This is a genomic window from Pseudomonas marginalis (assembly GCF_001645105.1).
GTDB classification, from domain to species: domain Bacteria; phylum Pseudomonadota; class Gammaproteobacteria; order Pseudomonadales; family Pseudomonadaceae; genus Aquipseudomonas; species Aquipseudomonas petroselini.
Window position 1 is genome coordinate 442498 of sequence record NZ_LKEG01000026.1, and the last position, 19346, is coordinate 461843.

Sequence of the window (19346 nt, forward strand, 5' to 3'; positions counted from 1 at the left end):
TAAAGGGGCTCAGAGAGGTTTGCTGATGGCAGCGCCTGTTGGCGCGCTGGGCGACGTCAACACGGCAGACGGCGACGTCTTGGCGAAGAACACCAGGATCGCGGCGAGCACCGAGGTGCCGGCCAGGCCGTAGAGGCCGCCCTGGATCGAACCGGTGGCCTGTTCGAGAAAGCCGAAGGTGGTCGGCGCGACGAAGCCGCCCAGGTTGCCGATGGAGTTGATCAACGCGATCACCGCTGCGGCGATGCGCACATCCAGGTAGCCCTGGGGGATTGGCCAGAACAGCGACGATGCCGACTTGAAGCCAATGGCCGCAAAACAGATCGCCACAAAGGCAAACACCGGCCCACCGGTGGTGGACATGAACATCCCGGCCGCTGCAATCAACAGCGCTGCCGCCACCCAGGCCTGCTGGAACTTGAACTTGCCCGACAGCGAAGCGAAGGCGTACATGGCGATGATCGAGATCAGCCAGGGAATCGAGTTGAAAAAACCGACCTGCACATCACTCAAGTCACCCATTTTCTTGATGATGCTCGGCAGCCAGAAGGTCGCCGCGTAAATCGTCAGTTGGATGCAAAAGTACAGGGCGCAAAACAGCAGGATCTGACGGTCCTTGAGCAGCTTGCCAATCGTCGGTTTGACGGTGGTGAGGGCTTCACGTTCGCGCTGTTCCTGGTCGATAGCGTTGACCAGTGCGTCCTGTTCTTCGCGGGTCATCCATTTGGCGTCGTGGGGCTTGGAGTCCAGCCAGAACCACACAAAGAAACCGATCACCACCGAGGCCAGGCCTTCAATGGCAAACATCCACTGCCAGCCGTGAAAGCCGAACCCTTCGATCTGCAGCAGCACCCCCGACAGCGGGCCGGAAATCAGCGAGGCCACCGCAGAACCACTGAGGAAAATCGCGATGGCTTTACCGCGCTCCACGCCCGGCAGCCAGCGGGTGAAGTAGTAGATCACCCCAGGGAAGAAACCGGCTTCGGCCACGCCCAACAGAAAACGCAGGATGTAGAAGTGGGTTTCGTTCTGGATGAACGCCATCATCGTCGCGACGATGCCCCAGGTGAACATGATGCGGGTCAGCCAAATACGTGCCCCGACCTTTTGGAGCAGCATGTTGGAGGGTACTTCGAAGAGGGCGTAGCCGATGAAGAACAACCCGGCGCCGAACCCATAGGCGGCGGCGCCGATGCCCAAGTCATGTTCCATGTGCGTGCGTACAAAGCCGATATTGACCCGGTCGATGTAGTTGAGGATGAACATGATCACGAACAGTGGGAGCACATGGCCCTTCACTTTGCTCACGGCGCGCGCGAGGACCGAATCACTTTCTGGTGCGGCAGATGCATGGCTTGAATTGTTCACAATTCAAAACTCCCCCTGATTATTTTTATGCGGGTTTGCGTGTTTTGTTGATAGACATCATACAAGTGGTTTTCTTTTTATCGCAATGCATGGGGGGTATTTTTGTTCTTATAAGGGGCCTGCCTGATTGTGTGTTCTGGTTATTTTCCAGTGTTTACGGGTTTTTTGCGCGTTTAGCGAAAGGGGAGACGCATTTCTGAAACTTTTACTAAACCGGCGGCTCAGGTTGGTTGTCATACAAGTTGGGCGTATTTTTGATTTGCAGGACCTTGCCCGTCCAGGCGGTGTTAAGCTCCCCCCAGCCCAACCCCGTGGACCCGCCGTAATGCCGATTGATAGCGCAACCCCTCCCCGTAGACGCTCCACCAACCTGGCCCAAGGCGTGGTCGATGCCCTGACCCAGCGCATCCTGCTCGGCCAGTTGAAGCCCGGTGAAAAATTGCCGTCGGAATCCACCATCGTGCTTGAGCATGGGGTGAGCCGCACCGTGGTCCGCGAGGCGCTTTCGAAGTTGCAGGCGTCCGGGTTGGTCGAGACGCGTCATGGCATCGGCACCTTTGTGCTGGCGCAACAGGCTCAACAAGGGCTGCGCCTGCACGTGGACACGGTGGCCAGCGTGCGCAACATGCTCGAACTGCGCCTGGGCCTGGAGGTGCAAGCCGTGGCGCTGGCGGCCTTGCGCCGAACCGGGGAACAACTCGCGCACATGCGCCAAGCGCTGGATGACTACCAAGCCTCCCTGGCCAACAACGACAGCTGCGTGGAGGAAGACAAACGCTTTCACCAACTGATTGCCGAGGCCACCGGCAATACCTTCTTCACTGAAATCATGCTGCACCTGGGCAATGCGATGATCCCCCGCACCCAAGTGAAGGGCGATGAACGGGGCGGTGCCGACTTTGCCAAACTGGGTCAGTTGGCGAACCTGGAACACGAGGCGATCTTCAATGCGATCAAACGCCAGGACCCGGACGCCGCCCGCGCCGCGATGGTGCTGCACCTGACCAACAGCCGGGATCGTTTTTCGGGGGAGCAAGACCGGTGAACGAACACACTTTATCCCTGCGCCTGGAGCGCGTGGCGGCGAACGTGCCCCATGGCGCGCGCCTGGCCGATATCGGTTCCGACCACGCTTACCTGCCGGTCGCGTTGATGCGCCGGGGTGTGATCGCTGCGGCTGTGGCGGGGGAGGTGGCGACGACGCCTTTTCATGCGGCGCAACGCACCGTGCGTGACAACGGCCTGGAGCAGCACATCACCGTGCGCCTGGCCGATGGTCTGGCGGCCATCGAGGCGGCGGACGGGATCACCGCGATCAGCGTCTGCGGCATGGGCGGCGAGACGATCCGGGACATTCTGGAAAGCGGCAAGGCGCATCTGAGCGGCCAGGAGCGGCTGGTCCTGCAACCCAACGGCGGTGAGCAGCCGTTGCGTCAGTGGCTGATGGACAACGGTTATTCGATCCGCAGTGAAGAGCTGCTGCGGGAGAACCGTTTCTATTACGAGATTATCGTTGCCGAGCGCGCCGGGCCGGTGGTGTATAGCGCTGAACAGCTGTACTTCGGCCCCTTGCAGATGCAGGCGCGTAGCCCGGCGTTCATCGCCAAGTGGCAGCGCATGTTGCATCAGAAGCAGAAGACCTTGGCGAGCCTGGAGCACGCGCGGCAGGCGGTGCCGGAGGACAAGGTGCAAGAGATTGCCCGGCAGGCGGGGTGGATTGCTCAATTGCTGGCGTGAGCGGGTGAAGGGTCAAAAGCGTCAGGTGGCCAACGTTCTTTTCGGGGCTGCTGTGCAGCCCAGCGCGGGGCAAGCCCGCTCACCACAAGTACGTTTGCGGGCCCTCAAGTTCGGTTGGGGAGCGGCCGATAGGATGCCTGTGATTAAGGGTGTTTTGGAACGCGTCTCGGGCAGTCGTCTCCGACGGTGACAGCGCCGTTGTCGATGCTGAGTGTTTTCGCCCCATTTTCGAGCACGCAGAGGAGGTTGCTGGTGCACCGCCCGCCCTGTTTCAGGGCTGTGCACCAGCGGCCCGTATCTTGCTTGGGCCTTCTCAATCAATGACATGGCATTTTGCCGTTAGTCATTTCAAGCATTCGCCCACCGTCGCACCGTGTGGGTTGTTTTGGGGAGTTGTCGTACATGCACAGCCTTTTGTCACCCGGTATCCGCCTGCTCGGGCGTTTCGGCTTTGCGCGTAAGTTCCAGGTCCTGTTTTTCCTGTTCATGCTGCCCCTGGCGGGTAGCCTGTGGATGATGGGGTCGGACTATCGCGACAAATTAAGCGTGATTTCCAGCGAGCAGTCCGGCCTTCGGCAGCTGTTAGCCCTGGACGCGTTGGATGGCCAGTTGACGGCTCAGCGCAACCTGGCCGCGCGCTGGAAAGCGGCAGACATCCTGCACGCCCCGACGCCGGCGGCGAAGGCCGCGATGGACAAGGTCGATGCGAATTTCCCAGTGATCCAGCAAAGCCTGCAAGCCTTGGGCGATTCGCTGAAAACCCAGAACGCCAGCGCTGACATCCTGGCGCGCTTCGAGGCGTTGCAGGCCACGGTCAAGGGCATGGACTCCCAATCCCTGCGCACCGTAGGCTGGTGGCCGGACGGTTATGATCGTTTCACCGCGGCCCTGACGGCGATGCAAACCCTGCGCGAGCAGATCACCCTGGACGCCGGGCTGATCCTCGACCCTTGGCTGGAAACCTACATGCTCATGCAGATGGGCACCCAGCACACCCCTGACCTGATTGAACGGGTCGGCCGGATGGCCAGCGTCGGGCAATCGTCTATTTCTTCGGGACAGTTCACTTTGCAAAGCCGGTTGCAACTGCGCGACCTGCGCAGCCGCATCGGCGATGCGCGGGACCAGTTGGCCAAGGCCGCCGCCTCGCTCAAGGCCAAGCAATACGCCGGGATGGAACCGTGGACCGCGCAGTACGACGCCAGCCTGCAGTTGCTGGATAACGAACTCAAAGTGCTCGACGACGGCGTATTCGGAGGCAGCATCAAGCTCGACACGGCCGGTTTCGAACGCAGTATCGACGCGATGCTCGACTCGCTCGGCGCGCTGCGCATTCAGTCGCTGAAGTCCATGGATGCGCGCCTGAGCTACTACCACGACCGCGCGAGCCAACAGTTCATCCCGCTGGCGCTGACGTTCGGCCTGCTGGCCTTGGCGGCGCTGTACCTGTTCATGTGCCTGCAAACTTCCATCCGCCGCAGCGCCAGCGGCATCACCACGCTCGCCGAGTCTTTGCGCGATGGCAACCTGTGCGTGGAAGTGGCGGTGGAGGGGCGCGACGAACTCGCCGCCATCAGCACCGCGCTGAACGTCGCGGTGGTGCAATTGCGCACCAGCCTGCTCGGGGTCAATCACGAAACCCAGCAGCTCGGCTCGGCGGTGCTCACCCTCAATTCGCAGTCGGGCAGCACCCTCACCGAAGTCGAAGACCAGCAGCACCAGATCAGCCAGATTGCCGCCGCCGCCACGCAGTTGGCCGCCACCTCCCTGGGCGTCGCCCAAAGCTGTGAACAAGCCTCGGGCAGTGTCCAGCAAACCCGGCGCATCGCCGAAGACAGCAGTCGCGACAGCCAGCGCACCACCGCCAGCATCCAGCAGCTCAACCAACGCCTGACCGACACCGCCAACGCGTTGGAACAAGTGAGCCAGCAGGGCCAGCAGATTCAGTCGGTGGTCGACACCATTCGCGGCATTGCCGAGCAGACCAACCTGCTGGCACTGAACGCCGCCATTGAAGCGGCGCGTGCCGGCGAGCAGGGCCGGGGGTTTGCCGTGGTTGCCGATGAAGTGCGCAGCCTGTCGCAACGCACCCAGGCCTCCACCGCGCAGATCGCCGGCACCGTGGACAGCCTGCGCGCCACCGTCAGCCAGGCGGTCACCCTGATGGGCGCCGCGTGCGATCAGGCGCTGACCGACGCCGAGTCCGTCACCGGGCTGGGCGCGCGCTTAGGCGAAATCGCCGGCGCGGTGCAGAACGTCACCGACACCCTGGCGCAGATCGCCACGGCGGTCGAGGAGCAGGCCGCGACGGCGGATGAGGTGAGCGGCAACATCCAGCAAGTGGACCAGGCGGCGGGGCGCTTGCTGGAAGGTGCACGAGCGGTCAACCGCGCAGCGGACACCCTGAGCAAGGGCAGCCAGGCGTTGAGTGACAACACCGCGCGGTTCCGGTTGAGCTGAGGGTTACTTCGCTGCGGTGTGCAGCACTTCAATCCACAGCGCGCCTTTGCCCGACGGTGCTTCGCTCACTCGCTTCAAGGCACCTGTGTCGCTGACGGCATAGGTGCCGACGGTGTCGCTTTTCTCACCCGTCACCAGTAGCCACTGCCCATTGGGTGAGAAGGCGATATTGCGCGGCTGTTTCTCTTCTACCGGGTAGTTGTCGAGAAAACGCAGGCCGCCGGTAGCGGCATCCACCGCAAAGGCCGATACCGAACTGCTGGTGCGCTCGCTCATCAGCAGCAGCTTGCCATCCGGCGAGAGGCGCAGGTCGGCCGCCCAGATGCGCGGCGTCGGGTCGTCTTTCAAGTCGTTGTTGCGCGCATCCCGCACCTCGCCGTGGGCCAGTTTCAAGCGATCAGGAATGCCGTTGGCCACGCCAATCGGGGTCAACGCGCCGCTGCGGTCATCGATGGAAAACGCGGTGACGGTGCCGCTCATTTCCCCGACCACGTACAGGTATTTACCGTTGGCCGAAAACGCCAGGTGCCGAGGCCCGGTGTTGGCCGGGACACTCACGTAGCCTGTACCGATGGGCGTGAGTGCGCCGGTGTCGGCGTCGAAGCGGTATTGCAGTACATGGTCCGCGCCCAGATTGCCTGCGTAGGCAAAGCGATTGCTCGGGTCGGTGCGCAGCGAATGCGCGTGGGGGCCGGTCTTGTAGGTGAGGATCTTGTCGGCCTTGTCGACGGGCTGCACGCTGAGGGTGTCTGCACCGTAAGACGCGGCGAGCAAGTAACGCCCGGCGCGGTCAGTGGCCAGGTACGCCATGCTCTCGGCCAGCGGCGCCTTGGACTGCGGCGTCAAATGCCCGCTGGTGGGGTCAATGCTGAAACCCTGGACCTGAAACGGCTTGACCCGCAAGGCGGCGAACAGCGTTTTGCCGTCAGGGCTGAGGGCCATGGGGTTGACCTGGTCGCCGGCGTTGACTTGATTGATCAGCTTCAGCGCACCGTTGTTTTCGTCGAGGCGGTACTGGGAAATCATCCCGTCACCGGGGCTGGAGATATACGCAAAGGTGGCGGCGTTGGCGTGTGCACTGAAGCCGCAGACAACGGCGGCGGCCAGGAGGAGAGGTTTATTCACTGCGGAACCCTTATTTTTATGATTGTGGTCAGTCATCGTATGACTGTAAATGGATCTCGGCAATGGTTGTTTTTTTAACGCGGTGGGCGATGGCCTCGCTCCCTTGCTAACCGCCTAACCTTGCTTACCCCAACGATCTTAAGCGCCGCAATAGGCCCAGATACATTCAGTCATCAAGTGATACTGGCCCCCCGCACACCGCACGCTAGCGTTATTGCTCTTCAGGACTTTCACCAAGAGCAGCGGAATGCGCCCCACACCCCAGTCCCATCGTCTGCGTCACGGTCGCTATTCGGAACACGGACGCAGCTACCTGATTACCGTCGTCGTTCATCACCGTCAGCGTTTATTCACAGACCTTTCCCTGGGGCGTCTGCTGGTTGCCGAATTCCGGCAGGCTCATGAGCGGGGACTGGTCGACTCTCTGGCCTGGGTCATCATGCCTGACCACATTCACTGGTTGTTTGAGTTGAAGCAGATGACCTTGGCCGACGTGGTGCGACGCATGAAGTCGCGTAGCACATTGACCATCAACCGACGCCGTCAAAGCAAAGAACGTGTCTGGCAACCGGGCTATCACGACAGGGCGGTGCGGGAAGAGGACGATATTCGCAAAATGGCCCGCTACATCATTGCCAACCCATTGCGAGCCGGCTTGGTGGAGCGGGTAGGGGATTATTCATTATGGGATGCGGCGTGGCTTTAAGCTGAAACGGAGGTTTTCCCAGCAAGACCGCCCGTTCGGCTCACCCTGTTTTTGATGAGCGGACTTCTCTGGTAAGCAAGCTTTTGTGATGGTCGAGCTTTCGTGGTGAGCGGGCTTTTGTGGTGAGCGGGCTTGCCCCGCGCTGGGCTGCGCAGCAGCCCCAAAACCTGACCACGCGTTCTGCCTGATTCAACGCACTGGTCCCATTAGGGCCGCTTCGCAGCCCAGCGCGGGGCAAGCCCGCTCACTACAAAAGGCCCCGCCCCTCAGCCCCCGTGCGCACTTGCTGGGCTCCTCTGGTGATCGAGCCTCTGTAGTGATCGAGCTTTTGTGGTGAGCGGGCTTGCCCCGCGCTGGGCTGCGCAGCAGCCCCAAAACCTGGCTACGCGCTCTGCCTGATTCAACGCGTTGGTCGCATTAGGGCCGCTTCGCAGCCCCAAAACCTGGCTACGCGCTCTGCCTGATTCAACGCGTTGGTCGCATTAGGGCCGCTTCGCAGCCCAGCGCGGGGCAAGCCCGCTCACTACAAAAGGCCCGACCCTCAGCCCCCGTGCGCACTTGCTGGGATCCTCTGGTGATCGAGCTTTTGTGGTGAGCGGGCTTGCCCCGCGCTGGGCTGCGCAGCAGCCCCAAAACCTGGCCACGCGTTCTGCCTGAATCAACGCATTGGTCGCATTGGGGCCGCTTCGCAGCCCAGCGCGGGCGGNNNNTGCGACGATTCGACAAGCCCGCTCACTACAAAAGGCCGACCCGGCGCATTAACTCAGGAACCTTCAGCCCCCCGCAGGGCTCACTTGTGTGGTCGCCCCGTTCCCTGCCGAAAGGAATCCGCATGCCCTCGACCTTGCCAACGCTCCCCATGCACGCCCCTGTCGAACGTGAACTCAGCCTGCGCGCCGTGATCACCGGCACTGTCCTTGGCATTCTGCTCACGCCTTCCAACGTGTACGCCGGGTTGAAGATCGGCTGGTCGTTCAACATGTCGATCATCGCGTTGCTGGTCGGCTACGCGATCTGGCAAGGCCTGTCCAAGCGCTCCTCCGGGCAGCTGCCGTGGACGCTGCATGAAAGCAACATCAACCAGACCGTCGCCTCGGCAGCGGCGTCGATCATTTCCGGCGGGCTGGTGGCGCCGATCCCGGCTTACACCTTGCTCACGGGCAACCAGCTGGACGCTCTCCCGATGATCGCCTGGGTGTTCTCGGTGAGCTTCCTGGGGATCTGGATCGCCTGGTACCTGCGCCCATCACTGCTCAATGACAACGCACTGAAATTCCCCGAGGGCATGGCCACCCTGGAAACCCTGCTGCACATCTACAACCACGGCCGCGAAGCCGCGACGCGCTTGAAGGTGTTGCTCAGTGCGGCGGTACTGTCCGGCTCGGTCAAGTGGGTGGATACCTTTATCTGGGCCTTCCCGCGCTGGTCGCCGAGCGCCTCGTGGGAGCGCCTGACCTTCACCGCCGACCCATCGCTGTTGCTGGTGGGCTTCGGCGGGATCATCGGTATTCGTGTGGGCCTGACCCTGCTGCTCGGTGCTTTGCTCGCCTGGGGTGGCCTGGCGCCGTGGCTGTTGGCGCAAGGCCTGGTGACATTGCCGGCCGACAGCAGCGGCCCCCAGTTCGCCGCCCTGGTGGAGTGGTTGCTGTGGCCGGGGGTGAGCCTGATGGTGTGTTCCACCTTGGCCTCGCTGGCCATCCGTTTATGCGCCCTGCACCGGTCGACCCAAGCCGATGGCGGTACTCCTTGGCGTATCCCCAAGCCCGGACCTGCCGCCGGTTTCGCCCTGTCGATTGTGCTGGTGGTGGGCCTGCAGGCGCTGTTATTCGGGATCAACCTGTGGATGGCCTTGCTGACCATCCCGTTGGCCATCTGCCTGGCCGCCGTGGCCGCGCGTGTCGTCGGTGCTACGGGTATTCCGCCGATCGGCGCCATCGGGCAACTGTCGCAGTTGAGCTTCGGCATCGTCGCGCCGGGGCAGGTGCCGATCAACCTGATGAGCGCCAACACTGCCGGTGGTTCGGCCGGGCAGTGCACGGACCTGATGAATGATTTCAAGGTGGGCAAGGCCATTGGCGCCACGCCGCACAAGCAAGTGATCGCGCAGATCCTGGGGATTTTCGTCGGCAGCATCGTGGGCGTGTTCGCCTACCTGGCGCTGATTCCCGACCCCCAATCCATGCTGCTCACCGAAGAGTGGCCGGCACCGGCGGTCGCCACCTGGAAAGCTGTGGCGCAAACCCTGACCCTCGGGCTGGATTCGTTGTCGACGAGCATCCGCTGGGCAATCGTGATCGGCGGCTTATTCGGCGTGTTGCTGGGCGTGCTGGACAGCACCTTGGCGGCGCATCGCGCCCGCTACCTGCCCAGCGCCGCCGCCTTGGGCCTGGCCTTTGTATTGCCGGCCTCGGTGTCGCTGATGATGGCGCTGGGGGCCGTGCTCACCTGGCTGGTGAGCTGCCGCTGGCCGAGCATCACCGAACGCTTTGCGATCACTGCTGCTGCGGGGTTGATTGCGGGAGAGAGCATTACGGGCGTGGGGGCTTCGTTGTGGGCGATGGTGGGGAACGGCTGATCAGCCAAATGCCTCCTTTCCAACCGACGCCCCTGGTAACGATGGCGCTCGTCACCTGGAAAATTATTTGATGGCACTGCGCGACGGTGGCGTAGTCTGTTTATCCACAACCCACTCTTGCCCAGCGGAGCCTCCATGATCATCGTCCATCACCTCAACAACTCACGCTCGCAACGCATCCTGTGGCTGCTTGAAGAACTCGGCCTGCCTTACGAGATCAAGCGTTACCAACGCGACCTGAAAACCAACCTCGCGCCGCCTGAACTCAAGGCCATCCACCCGTTGGGCAAATCCCCAGTGATCGAAGACGGCGGCCGGGTGCTGATCGAATCCGCCGCCATCATCGACTACCTGATCCGCCACCACGGCCAGGGCCGCCTGCAACCGGACCCTGCCAGCGCCGCCTACGACACCTACGTGCAATGGCTGCACTTTGCCGAAGGCTCGGCGATGCTGCCGCTGATGCTCAACCTCTACGTCGGCCGTTTGGGCGACGCCGGTGCGCCGCTGCACCCGCGTATCGAGTCGGAAGTGGCTAACCATCTGGGTTACCTGAATGACGAGCTGGCGGGTAAGTCCTATCTGCTGGGGGATGAATTGAGCGGCGCGGATATCCAGATGAGCTTCATCGGCGAAATCGCCAAGGCCCAAGGCAAGCTGCAGGCCTATCCGAACCTGGCGGCCTGGGTGGAAAAATTTCAGGCGAGGCCTGCTTATCGCAAGGCGGTGGAGCAGGGTGGGGAGTATGCGTTTGCCAAATGAAGGGTTTGGCAATGCCACGCCAGGCCCATAAACAGCGCGCCCATTGTGACCGGTGTTTACAACTGTTAACGGATTGATTGGCGCAGTCGTTATAGGCTTTGCCCTGTCCCTACAGGAGTCTTCGGTCATGAGCCTACGCGCTGTCGCCGCCACGTTGTTTGCATCCGCGCTGTTGCTGCCTTCGCCTGCCGAGGCTGCGACGCCCATTGCCCACGTCGCCATCTACCGGGGCCCGGCGGGCTGCGATGACTGTTCCGAGAACGTGGCGAAGGGCCTGCATCGCCTCAACCCCGACTACCAGATCGATTACGTGGGTGCGGATGAGGCCATCGACATCACACCGAAAACCCTGGCGCGCTACGACCTCTACGTGCAACCCGGCGGCGGCCAGGACATTCCCGGTGCCCTGCGCAGCCTGGGCGATGCGCGCAGCGAGGCGATCCGCGATTACGTGGCCAACGGCGGGCGCTACCTGGGCTTGTGCATGGGCGCCTACCTGGCGGATGACAGCAACCTCGGTTTGATCCCGGTGGATCTCGACGGCGAAGCCGGCCGCCCCGGCTTCGAAGTGCCCGACATCGCCGACGCCGCCGTGCAGGTCACGTGGGACGGCAAGCCTGACCAGGTGTTCTTCCAGGACGGCCCTTACTTCCCCAATGTCGCGCCCTTCACGGCCATCGCCACCTACCGCAACGGCGACGTCGCGGCCGCGCGGTACACCTTCGAGAAGGGCGTGGTAATACTGAGCGGTCCGCATCCCGAAGCCAGCGCGCAGTGGTTCGAGAACGCCGACATCCCGTTGAGCAAAATGCCGCAAGGCGACCTGTTTGGCTCGCTCATACGCCACTTCTAACCGCCCCTCCATTTCCTGTAGTGAGCCCGTTCACCACAAGTGCGACCGCGGCTAAAACACAATGGGCGATCAGCGGCCGTGTCGATGTGTTCTTGCGCGGCGTGGAGCTTTAGTCAGCGCACCACATCCAGCGCTTGGATTTCATTCACATAGTGGGTCTGGCTCGACGTCGACTCCAGCGTCAGGGCGACGCCCAGGTCCTCGATAAACGCGCGTGAGGACGTGTAGCCGTCCTGCTCACAGGCCAGCCGGATGGCGTCACCTGTCAACGACGCGAACACCTCGCGCGCCGGGAAGCGCTCGCCGACCTTACAGGTCAAGGTGGTCTCGGTCGGTTTGTCAGTGGGCTTGACCGGCACATTGGCCATCTTCAGGTGGGCACTCAAGGTCTGGCCCGGCGCCCAACGGGTCGGTAGTTTGACCTCGGCCTCGCGGGTCTGCAGCACCTGGCCTTCACCCACACCGTTCATTTTCGATTTCAGCTGGATCAGGTCCGCCACCATTAACCGGTCCACATTGAAGGCGTTGCCATAGGCCTCATTCTTGACCAGCAAACCGCCTTCGGCCTTGAACCGGATGGTGATCGGCGCCTCCTTGCCCGCGTCATTTTTTGACAGATAAGTGTAATTCAGCGACTTGAACTTGGGCTGCAACAACGGTGCATCGAGGCCCTGGAGCACAGTGGGCGGCACCGGCACATCGGCGAGATTCGTATCGGCCACCGTGCGCGGGTAATCGACCGGCGCAATGTCCGGCCGCAGCAGCGCCACCAAGCCGGGCGTCACACCGCCCTGCACCGAACAGCTCACACGGGAATGATTACCCTCCGGCTCCACGATCAGCACCCGCTCCACATGGCGCAGCCCCGGTGCCTTGCCCGGCATCGGCTTGATCGCCTGCCAACTGTTGCCCACCTTGAGTTCGCTGCGCGTGTATTGTCCCTCGCCTTTTTGCAGCGCACCGGGTGGGTCCAGCAGTGCCGCGAAGCGCTGGGCGACGTCATCAATGTTGCCGTCCACTGTGAAACCCCAGAAGTAATACAGGCCCAACGGGCCAAGATCGCTGACCTCATCGTTGTAGGACAGCAACTTCAAACCGGCGATGGCCGGCGCGCTCACCGGCACCGCAGTGGCCTTGGGGTCGGTGCGATCGCGCACCGCGATCCAGCTGAAGTCCTTCTCCTGCTTGAGGGGCGCGTAGGCCCGCCAGGCGTCGCGGTGGGTGTTCAGGCTGCTGAAAAAACTCGCGTCGCAGCGGGTGAAGGCCTTGAGGGTGTCGACCAAAGCGGCGTCGTCGGCGTGGGCGAGGGAAGGCAACAGCAAGGCTGCGGCGAGGGCGACGGCGGACGCGGGCAACTTCATAGCGTGGGATTTCCGTATCGAGGCGGGAGGAGGGGCATTATCCAGAGATTGTCGAGTGGGCTCTAGCGCTTATCGTGACGACTGACTTAAGGCTTGCCCCGTCGCTGCCGATAACCTGAAAGACCCCGCCAATCATGGACTGATTAAATGGCCCTTATCCTCAGCTCTGTCTCTATCCCACCCGCCAATACCGCCCTAAAGCCTTCCGGCCAAAAGCTCACGCCCGAGCCGATGACGGACGCCGCCAAGGCCGCATTGGCCAATGCGGCCCCGGCGGCCATCTACCACCCCAGCGAAAACACCTCGATCACCGCGCAACCCCTGGAAGCCATCGACACGTGGGTCGGCCGCTCGGCATCGCCGGACTTGCCTCGATTCGTACAACGCTACCAGGGCGCAACAAGCACGCTGAAAGCCGCAGTTGAGACCTTTCGGGCCACACTGCCGGCAGACCTGGCCAACAAAAAGTTCGGCTTCACCGTCGAGGCCAATGACACGCTGAAGGTGCTCGACACGGCGGGCCAGCTTAGCCCTTCGGACACTCAACGGCTCAGCGACCTGCTTAATCAGTCCCGCGACCTGAAGCCTGCGTCGATCCAATACCGCGAGGCGACGATCGATATGCTGGACGCCGACTCGCCCTGGTCGGGAAACCTGATGGGCTACTACAGCCTGACCCAGGAAAACTTCGCCGCCACGCTTGACCTGGCCGCACTGTTCAATCGCCCCGGCTCTTTGCCGCCCAAGGAATATTCAGCCGGGCTGTTTATAAACCAACTGGCCTACAAAGGCACAGTCGCTACACGCGAGACGGAAGCGGCGATGCTTGAGCGGCGCGGCGCGCAGCGGTTTACCGCACAGGCCTGACAACACTGGCCGCGCGAGCCAGCCGCACACCCCAATCGCCGCCGTGCTGCACGTGGCATTCCTCTTCGGAGTCGAAGTGCACGCAGCGGTCCAACGGCACGGCGGGGACGTCAGCGTCCTGCAACGCAGTGGCGGTCAACACGCGCATGCGCTGGTCGACGCCGCTGGCCAGGGCGTGGTCCTTGCTGGCGCGCGTGTCGAATACCCAGGTGATACGCAGGCTTTTGGGGAACGCGGCGTAGTTGACCGTATGCGTCAGCCATTCGAACCCCGGGATTTCAGCCTTGGCGGTTTCGCAGGCCTCAGTCAGCGCGGCGACCAGTTGGCGTTCAATACCGGCGATTTCACGTTTGGACAGGGCCATGTAATGCTCCGAATGCAGATCAATGGTAGGCGTTGTCGAGCTTGCGCGAGGCCGCGATGGGGTCATCTTCCGCAGCCTGTGTGTCGCATCCCGCTCAATAAAAATCATAATAAAGCGCCCACTCCCCCGTGACGCGGTGCTTCCAGAACATCAAGCTCCCGCTATCCACCACATTCAGCTGGATTTTTGCGTCCGACGAAATCTGGAACACAAACTCGAACCCCTCACCGGGATCGACACCCGATTGGCAGAACGACGGATAGCCGCCGAGCTTATGCTCATAGGTGTGGGTCACCAGGTCGTAGTAACTCTGTATCTCCCCGGCGCGTTCCAGCTTGAGTATTTCCTGCTCAAGCTCAGCAGGCACACCGCCGCCATCCCACAACGGGTAATCCTCCGGCACGGGTTCCGCCTTCAAGGGGAACGGCTTGAGAAACGCGCCCGGCACCGGCAGGGTTTTACGCACCAGCACATCGTCCGGTCCGTATTCGCGTATCAGCCAGTTATCCCCCATGGGTTCAAAATGCTCGGGGAACGGGTTCGACACAAACAGCGTCAACACCCGAACGCCCTTCAGCGCCGGGCTGTTGAAGGGCAGGGCGGGCAAGTAGAACTGCGCGTAGGGCAACAACGGTTCCCCGGCCTTGTTGGTGGGGATGCCTTCATCGGCGCGGAACAGAAAGACGTCACCCAGCCAGCTTTCTTCATCAGTGCCCGCAGGGCGAAAACCGCCGGCGATGAGTTTGAGCGCCGGGCGGGCCAGGCGTTGTTTGAGGTCTTGGATATCCATAAGGGTGTGAACCTTCCTTTTGATAGCGGTACGCGACAGGGCTATGCCTTAGCTCTAAGTGCACTGATGATAAACCCATGCAGGCTGTTGACGGCCTTAGACCCGCGCGATGCCCTACTACGTAGAATCGACACCTCCATGGGTTCGATAGCGCCCAAGCCGTGTTCGCTGTTCAGGACCTGCAAGGATGGCTGCACGGTGCATTGGGTAATCGCAGCAATCGCCAGCCCACCTTCCACGGCGGCGACCTGGCCGGCCAGGCTGGAGCTGTTGTACACCACCTTGAATTGACGGCCCTGTTGCGCCAGTGAATTCACCGCGTACCGGCGCGCCAGGCTTTCGCTTTCGTAGACGGCGATAGGCACCGGGTCTCGGCGCCACAGTTCGAACTGCGGGGAACCTACCCAGACCATCGGCTCCTTGAACAGAAAAGTCCCCGTGTGCGCCGAGTCCCTGGACACCAGCGCAAGATCGAGGTCGCCACTGTGCACACGGGGGATCAGGGCGGTCGACTGTTCACAGGTCAGCTCGATGTCCACCCCCGCATACCGTGGCGCAAACCGTTTCAGCACTGGCGTGAGGTACTTGGCCGCGTAGTCCTCGGCAACGCCAAGGCGGATGCGCCCGGTCAACGCTTCACCGTGAAACGCCGCCTGGGTTTCCGCGTGCAAGGCGAGCATGCGGCGGGCATAGCCCAGCAACGTCTGGCCGTCGTCGGTCAGTTGAAGGTGCCGGGGGCCACGGTTCAGTAAGGGCCGGCCCAGCGCAGCCTCAAGTTTTTTCATCTGCATGCTGACGGCGGACTGCGACCGATTGACCTCATGGGCCGCACCCGACAGCGAGCCAGCGTCCACCACGGCCACAAAGCACTTGAGCCAATCGATCTGCAAATCGCTGGAGGACATGGTGGTTACCTTTATTCGTTAATCGAATGGCTGCGCCGTGAATTATGCGCTTTTCACGGTAGTTGTTCATTCGCAAGATAGCGGCCAGAACCTACCCATTAAGGACCTGATCATGCCCTTCGAGACCTGGTTGCTCTACCTGTTCACCTGCTGCGGGATATCCGTGGTGCCAGGGCCGAATGCGTTACTGGTGCTGACCCACGGCGCGCTGCACGGCAGTCGCAGAACCCTGTTCACCATCAGCGGCGGCGTGCTCGGCTTTGCCCTGGTGCTTGCGCTGTGCGCGCTGGGCCTGGGTGCACTGATCCAGGCCTCCGCCAGTGGGTTCGCGGCCTTGAAGATTGCCGGCGGGCTTTACCTGATCTGGCTGGGCTACGGACTGTGGCGCGCCGCCCCCGTCACCCTGGAAACGGCGGCTACCACCGGCCTGCGACGTTGGTCGCTGTTCCGCCAAGGGTTGGTCTCGGCCCTCTCAAACCCCAAGGCGCTGCTGCTGTTCACCGCGTTTATCCCACCCTTCCTGGACCCCCACAGAAACATCATCACGCAGACCGCCATCATCGCGCTGACCTACGCCGTGGTGGAGTTTGTGGTCGAATACCTGGTGGCCAGCGCCGCGCACCGGGTGCGGCCATGGTTGGCTCGCACGGGGCGGCGGTTCAATAAAGTCTGCGGTGGGTTCTTCGTGTTGTTTGGGGTGGCGTTGCCGTTGCATAGCTGAGGGCGAGACGTGACTCAGAAGTTATCGCCCCAGTTGCACAACTTGCTCTCACCCAATGGCACCCGGGTGCCCTCAGTCTTGCCGACCAACATGCGCTTGAGCGTCACCCCGCACTTATAGCGACCCGCTGCATCCAGTTCGTAATCCATCCCCGCCTCCGGCACGAAAGTGAACATGTTGTAGCAACGATTGCCGATGTAATGAAACGCGATGGGCTGCCCGGCCGGCACCCGCAGCTCACTCATCACCGTGGCATCCGAACCCCGCTCGACGGGCGCCATGCCCAGGCTTTCGCCATTGCGGTCTGCGTAGCCATCTCGGTTGACCACCATCACCCCCGCGCCGGGCAGGCGGAAGTTGATGCAGTTGGAATTGGGCACGGCGCGCACCATGCCATCGCTCATCACGCGCAGGCGCACGGTTTCAGCGCTGGTGGGCGTGGCGTAGGGCGTGGAGAAGGAGCGCACATCCGTCAATGCGCCGCAGCCGGTGAGGGCGGCGAGGAGGGTAAGGCAGATGAGGGGTTTGAGCAGGCGCGGGGAGTTGTTCATGGTGTCGATTCCATTCGTAAGGGGGTCGATAAGCATGGTTAGGCAACCGAAACACGCACCCGTTGCCACTCATTCCAGCAGTCCTCGGCGACGATATCCGGATAACCCCGCTCGGTTTCCATCGCCAGCGCGGTGCTGAACGGCAGCGCAATACAGGTGGCTGCATCGCGGATTTCACACGCTTCAGCTTCGGTCAACGGCGCGCCCTTTTTCGCCTCGGCGGCGGTGAGCACAGCCACAAGGGCGGGGACAAAAACCAGGCATAGCGGATCGGTGGACATTGAGTGCTTCCCTGAGTGAGCGGCGCAGAAGGCGCCAGTGTAAACGTGGGAAACCAAATTCGTCGCCTCAATCTCCCGTTTGTAATCGTGGGGTGGTCCGAAGGCTCCTGCGCACTTACTCTCTTGCCTGCGCAAAGGGGCTACTGCCTTACCCCACGGCGCGGGTTGTGGGCATGGCGCTATTTCAGCGGGGGTTGAATTGCAAACGCGAGGGCACCGAGGGTGAATAAAGCGCAATTGACCGCGCAGGGCGAAAGGGCTTCACACGGGCTGTTTGCGTGGAGCCAATTTGTCGCGCACACCGAATGCCTGTGGCAGGACACCACGCGGGTGAACGACGCTGCCGCCTGGCAGCGCCAATGGTTCGAGCTGGAAATTATCAATGGCCTGGCGTTGGCCGAGTGGGAAGAGCAGGGCAGGCCTGAGGATTTCTCAGTCCGCTGGCGCGAGGGCTATCAGCAGGAAGCCCTTGAACTGGTGAATGAGTTGCTGGCGCTGGTGGCTGATCCCTACATCCCCGGATAGAGACTGGGAGGCGGCTGGTAATCCGGGTCCTCGAAGCGACTGTTGTTGTAGTGGGTTTTGGTGGTGGAGCCGACAGGCGAGAATGAAATAGGGGTCAGACCACCATTATTGAAAACGTGAAAACGTGGTCTGACCCCAATTCTCTCAATTCTCTCCGACGATCAGAAGGTTAGACAATCTGGGGAGATTTTTACCAAGCCAGGGACCAATTGGTCGCTCACGACGGGCATAAATCAGCGAAGAGTTGACGATAGACACTTGATCGCGAGGTGCCTAATCTAGGCTTCTAAGTCACGACAGGGAAAAGGATATGGCAGGAGGGAACATCATTTGCGGTACGTTCCAAAGTGCCGACAAATCGGGATCAGCCTTGGAGGCAGTGTTAGATGCACTCCCATTGCAGGCTCACGAACTTGTCGAGAATGTTAAACAGCAACTCGATACAGCAGACTTTGTCCTCATAGATGTAGAACAAGCGAAAAGCTTGCTTCCATTTTTACGGGTCTACCAGACGCAAATGATCGCTGAGATCGGGCACGATGATTGGGCTCGGGCAACACAGGAGGAGGAATTTTCGCTTGACGCGGTCGCTGCCAAGTGGGGGGCGGGTAAAGGATGGAGACTTTACTGCGTGCGAGATCTCGTAGGTGCTTGTGAACATGCGTTGGTAGAGATGGAATCCGTTTGCATAGCGTTCAGTTAACTGCATCCAGCCCGTTTTCACACAACCTGGACCCAAAGCTGCCGTTGGCGAAGGGCAGTTCACGACCCAAAGCTGACGGTGGCGGCAGGTAGAAATCGGCCCTGAGCAGACATTCAAGAGGCGACGTCAGTGGGACTGCTACTAAGCACCTCATAGGTCAACCCAGCCTCAAAATATGACGCTCTCCACTCAAGAAATCCTACTTCTGGCTCGCACAACAAGAGAACGGTACATCCAGCCTCCCCCATTGAAACCCTTTCCACCACGGCGATATCTCCAGGAGCCGCCTCCCGAGAGTTCATCCAGTCCCTGAGTACCACCGCTGCCCGGTCAATAGTGATCAGTTTTATGATACTGCCCTTGGAAAGGGTCATACCGTCTTGCCTAAACTTGTGAACGTATCTGGTTTGTAAACCTATTTGGAGATTTAAGGAAGGTCTGCTCCTGGCCGATTGCAGCCCTTCGCGACAGGCAGTTATCGAACCTAAAGGGACACCGGAGCAGGTTATCTACTAACTGTGTGTTTGGAGGTGTGTATTGTTGAATTTGCCGTTACCCTTCTGGGACATCAAGCAATAAGGACTATGCACATGAGTGTCGGAATGGCTCATGCGATTGAGGCCGCAGAAAGCGAGTATTTGTGTGCCCGCGTCGAGAGTTTGTCTCGGATAAGTGGAAACCCTTTTGGTGCT

19 protein-coding genes and 1 pseudogene are annotated in these 19346 nt (G+C 61.4%); 12 read left to right on the top strand and 8 right to left on the bottom strand.

What is annotated here, in order from left to right; all coding sequences use genetic code 11:
* Window positions 1-9 precede the first annotated feature (9 nt).
* A complete protein-coding gene (locus tag AO064_RS06990; RefSeq protein ID WP_064052814.1) occupies window positions 10-1368 on the bottom strand; it encodes an MFS transporter in 1359 nt (452 codons plus the stop codon).
* 325 nt (window positions 1369-1693) lie between these two features.
* On the opposite strand from AO064_RS06990, the gene AO064_RS06995 reads away from it, so the two are divergent.
* From AO064_RS06995 to AO064_RS07005, 3 genes are all read left to right on the top strand, one after another.
* Window positions 1694-2413 carry a FadR/GntR family transcriptional regulator gene (locus tag AO064_RS06995; protein ID WP_064052815.1) on the top strand — a complete coding sequence of 240 codons (720 nt, stop codon included), beginning with the start codon at window positions 1694-1696 and terminating at the stop codon, window positions 2411-2413.
* Window positions 2410-3105: a tRNA (adenine(22)-N(1))-methyltransferase gene (locus AO064_RS07000; protein ID WP_046036682.1), complete on the top strand. Its 696-nt coding sequence runs from the start codon at window positions 2410-2412 to the stop codon at window positions 3103-3105. Before AO064_RS06995 ends, AO064_RS07000 begins: the two co-directional genes overlap by 4 nt.
* A 402-nt stretch (window positions 3106-3507) precedes the next feature.
* On the top strand, window positions 3508-5565 hold the full coding sequence (locus AO064_RS07005) for a methyl-accepting chemotaxis protein (protein WP_064052816.1): 2058 nt from the start codon (window positions 3508-3510) through the stop codon (window positions 5563-5565).
* Window positions 5566-5568: 3 nt separating this feature from the next.
* Here AO064_RS07005 and AO064_RS07010 read toward each other — a convergent pair whose 3' ends face one another.
* Window positions 5569-6690, bottom strand: coding sequence for a lactonase family protein (locus AO064_RS07010; RefSeq protein ID WP_064052817.1), 1122 nt, complete (start codon window positions 6688-6690; stop codon window positions 5569-5571).
* A 247-nt stretch (window positions 6691-6937) separates the two neighbouring features.
* On the opposite strand from AO064_RS07010, the gene AO064_RS07015 reads away from it, so the two are divergent.
* The 4 genes from AO064_RS07015 (at window position 6938) to AO064_RS07030 (ending at window position 11586) form a co-directional block, all read left to right on the top strand.
* Window positions 6938-7396, top strand: a complete 459-nt coding sequence (locus AO064_RS07015; protein WP_064052818.1) for an REP-associated tyrosine transposase — start codon at window positions 6938-6940, stop codon at window positions 7394-7396.
* An 832-nt stretch (window positions 7397-8228) separates the two neighbouring features.
* The gene (locus AO064_RS07020) at window positions 8229-9971 is read left to right on the top strand and encodes an OPT family oligopeptide transporter (RefSeq protein WP_064052819.1); all 1743 of its coding nucleotides are present in this window, start codon (window positions 8229-8231) and stop codon (window positions 9969-9971) included.
* Between the two features lie 135 nt (window positions 9972-10106).
* On the top strand, window positions 10107-10733 hold the full coding sequence (locus AO064_RS07025) for a glutathione S-transferase family protein (RefSeq protein WP_064052820.1): 627 nt from the start codon (window positions 10107-10109) through the stop codon (window positions 10731-10733).
* 127 nt (window positions 10734-10860) lie between these two features.
* Entirely contained in the window at window positions 10861-11586 is a 726-nt protein-coding gene (locus AO064_RS07030) for a BPL-N domain-containing protein (RefSeq protein ID WP_064052821.1), read from the top strand.
* A 113-nt stretch (window positions 11587-11699) separates the two neighbouring features.
* On the opposite strand, the gene AO064_RS07035 is transcribed toward AO064_RS07030, so the two are convergent.
* Window positions 11700-12947, bottom strand: coding sequence for a hypothetical protein (locus tag AO064_RS07035; protein ID WP_046036596.1), 1248 nt, complete (start codon window positions 12945-12947; stop codon window positions 11700-11702).
* Window positions 12948-13094: 147 nt separating this feature from the next.
* Here AO064_RS07035 and AO064_RS07040 point away from each other — a divergent pair, with 147 nt between their 5' ends.
* A complete protein-coding gene (locus tag AO064_RS07040) occupies window positions 13095-13814 on the top strand; it encodes a hypothetical protein (protein WP_064052822.1) in 720 nt (239 codons plus the stop codon).
* On the opposite strand, the gene AO064_RS07045 is transcribed toward AO064_RS07040, so the two are convergent.
* The 3 genes from AO064_RS07045 to AO064_RS07055 all read right to left on the bottom strand — a co-directional run bounded on the left by AO064_RS07045 (window position 13798) and on the right by AO064_RS07055 (window position 15873).
* Entirely contained in the window at window positions 13798-14178 is a 381-nt protein-coding gene (locus AO064_RS07045; RefSeq protein WP_064052823.1) for a hypothetical protein, read from the bottom strand. The genes AO064_RS07040 and AO064_RS07045 overlap by 17 nt on opposite strands.
* A 94-nt stretch (window positions 14179-14272) precedes the next feature.
* Window positions 14273-14968 carry a DUF1963 domain-containing protein gene (locus AO064_RS07050; protein ID WP_064052824.1) on the bottom strand — a complete coding sequence of 232 codons (696 nt, stop codon included), beginning with the start codon at window positions 14966-14968 and terminating at the stop codon, window positions 14273-14275.
* 41 nt (window positions 14969-15009) lie between these two features.
* On the bottom strand, window positions 15010-15873 hold the full coding sequence (locus tag AO064_RS07055) for a LysR family transcriptional regulator (protein WP_064052825.1): 864 nt from the start codon (window positions 15871-15873) through the stop codon (window positions 15010-15012).
* Window positions 15874-15985: 112 nt separating this feature from the next.
* Between AO064_RS07055 and AO064_RS07060 the strand changes: the two genes are divergently transcribed.
* Window positions 15986-16594, top strand: a complete 609-nt coding sequence (locus AO064_RS07060) for a LysE family translocator (RefSeq protein ID WP_064052826.1) — start codon at window positions 15986-15988, stop codon at window positions 16592-16594.
* Between the two features lie 14 nt (window positions 16595-16608).
* Here the strand turns inward: AO064_RS07060 and AO064_RS07065 are convergent, their stop codons facing one another.
* Both AO064_RS07065 and AO064_RS07070 read right to left on the bottom strand, forming a co-directional pair.
* Window positions 16609-17145 carry a hypothetical protein gene (locus tag AO064_RS07065; protein WP_244159495.1) on the bottom strand — a complete coding sequence of 179 codons (537 nt, stop codon included), beginning with the start codon at window positions 17143-17145 and terminating at the stop codon, window positions 16609-16611.
* A 38-nt stretch (window positions 17146-17183) separates the two neighbouring features.
* A complete protein-coding gene (locus AO064_RS07070) occupies window positions 17184-17426 on the bottom strand; it encodes a hypothetical protein (RefSeq protein ID WP_064052828.1) in 243 nt (80 codons plus the stop codon).
* Between the two features lie 222 nt (window positions 17427-17648).
* On the opposite strand from AO064_RS07070, the gene AO064_RS07075 reads away from it, so the two are divergent.
* The 3 genes and pseudogenes from AO064_RS07075 to AO064_RS31160 all read left to right on the top strand — a co-directional run.
* Complete coding sequence (locus AO064_RS07075) at window positions 17649-17951, top strand: hypothetical protein (RefSeq protein ID WP_064052829.1); 303 nt, start codon at window positions 17649-17651, stop codon at window positions 17949-17951.
* A gap of 310 nt (window positions 17952-18261) precedes the next feature.
* Window positions 18262-18654 (top strand): hypothetical protein, encoded by a 393-nt coding sequence (locus tag AO064_RS07080; protein ID WP_064052830.1) that lies wholly within the window; start codon window positions 18262-18264, stop codon window positions 18652-18654.
* Window positions 18655-19244: 590 nt separating this feature from the next.
* A pseudogene (locus AO064_RS31160) lies at window positions 19245-19346 on the top strand (GNAT family N-acetyltransferase); the annotation flags it as partial.

Excerpts from the sequence above, each read along its gene's own strand:
- AO064_RS07015 (WP_064052818.1), top strand. The coding sequence starts at position 6,938 with ATGCGCCCCACACCCCAGTCCCATCGTCTGCGTCACGGTCGCTATTCG.
- AO064_RS07035 (WP_046036596.1), bottom strand. The coding sequence starts at position 12,947 with ATGAAGTTGCCCGCGTCCGCCGTCGCCCTCGCCGCAGCCTTGCTGTTG.
- AO064_RS07055 (WP_064052825.1), bottom strand. The coding sequence starts at position 15,873 with ATGTCCTCCAGCGATTTGCAGATCGATTGGCTCAAGTGCTTTGTGGCC.
- AO064_RS07065 (WP_244159495.1), bottom strand. The coding sequence starts at position 17,145 with ATGAACAACTCCCCGCGCCTGCTCAAACCCCTCATCTGCCTTACCCTC.
- AO064_RS07030 (WP_064052821.1), top strand. The coding sequence starts at position 10,861 with ATGAGCCTACGCGCTGTCGCCGCCACGTTGTTTGCATCCGCGCTGTTG.
- AO064_RS07080 (WP_064052830.1), top strand. The coding sequence starts at position 18,262 with ATGGCAGGAGGGAACATCATTTGCGGTACGTTCCAAAGTGCCGACAAA.
- AO064_RS07020 (WP_064052819.1), top strand. The coding sequence starts at position 8,229 with ATGCCCTCGACCTTGCCAACGCTCCCCATGCACGCCCCTGTCGAACGT.
- AO064_RS07040 (WP_064052822.1), top strand. The coding sequence starts at position 13,095 with ATGGCCCTTATCCTCAGCTCTGTCTCTATCCCACCCGCCAATACCGCC.
- AO064_RS07025 (WP_064052820.1), top strand. The coding sequence starts at position 10,107 with ATGATCATCGTCCATCACCTCAACAACTCACGCTCGCAACGCATCCTG.
- AO064_RS07060 (WP_064052826.1), top strand. The coding sequence starts at position 15,986 with ATGCCCTTCGAGACCTGGTTGCTCTACCTGTTCACCTGCTGCGGGATA.
- AO064_RS07045 (WP_064052823.1), bottom strand. The coding sequence starts at position 14,178 with ATGGCCCTGTCCAAACGTGAAATCGCCGGTATTGAACGCCAACTGGTC.
- AO064_RS07050 (WP_064052824.1), bottom strand. The coding sequence starts at position 14,968 with ATGGATATCCAAGACCTCAAACAACGCCTGGCCCGCCCGGCGCTCAAA.
- AO064_RS06995 (WP_064052815.1), top strand. The coding sequence starts at position 1,694 with ATGCCGATTGATAGCGCAACCCCTCCCCGTAGACGCTCCACCAACCTG.
- AO064_RS07070 (WP_064052828.1), bottom strand. The coding sequence starts at position 17,426 with ATGTCCACCGATCCGCTATGCCTGGTTTTTGTCCCCGCCCTTGTGGCT.
- AO064_RS07005 (WP_064052816.1), top strand. The coding sequence starts at position 3,508 with ATGCACAGCCTTTTGTCACCCGGTATCCGCCTGCTCGGGCGTTTCGGC.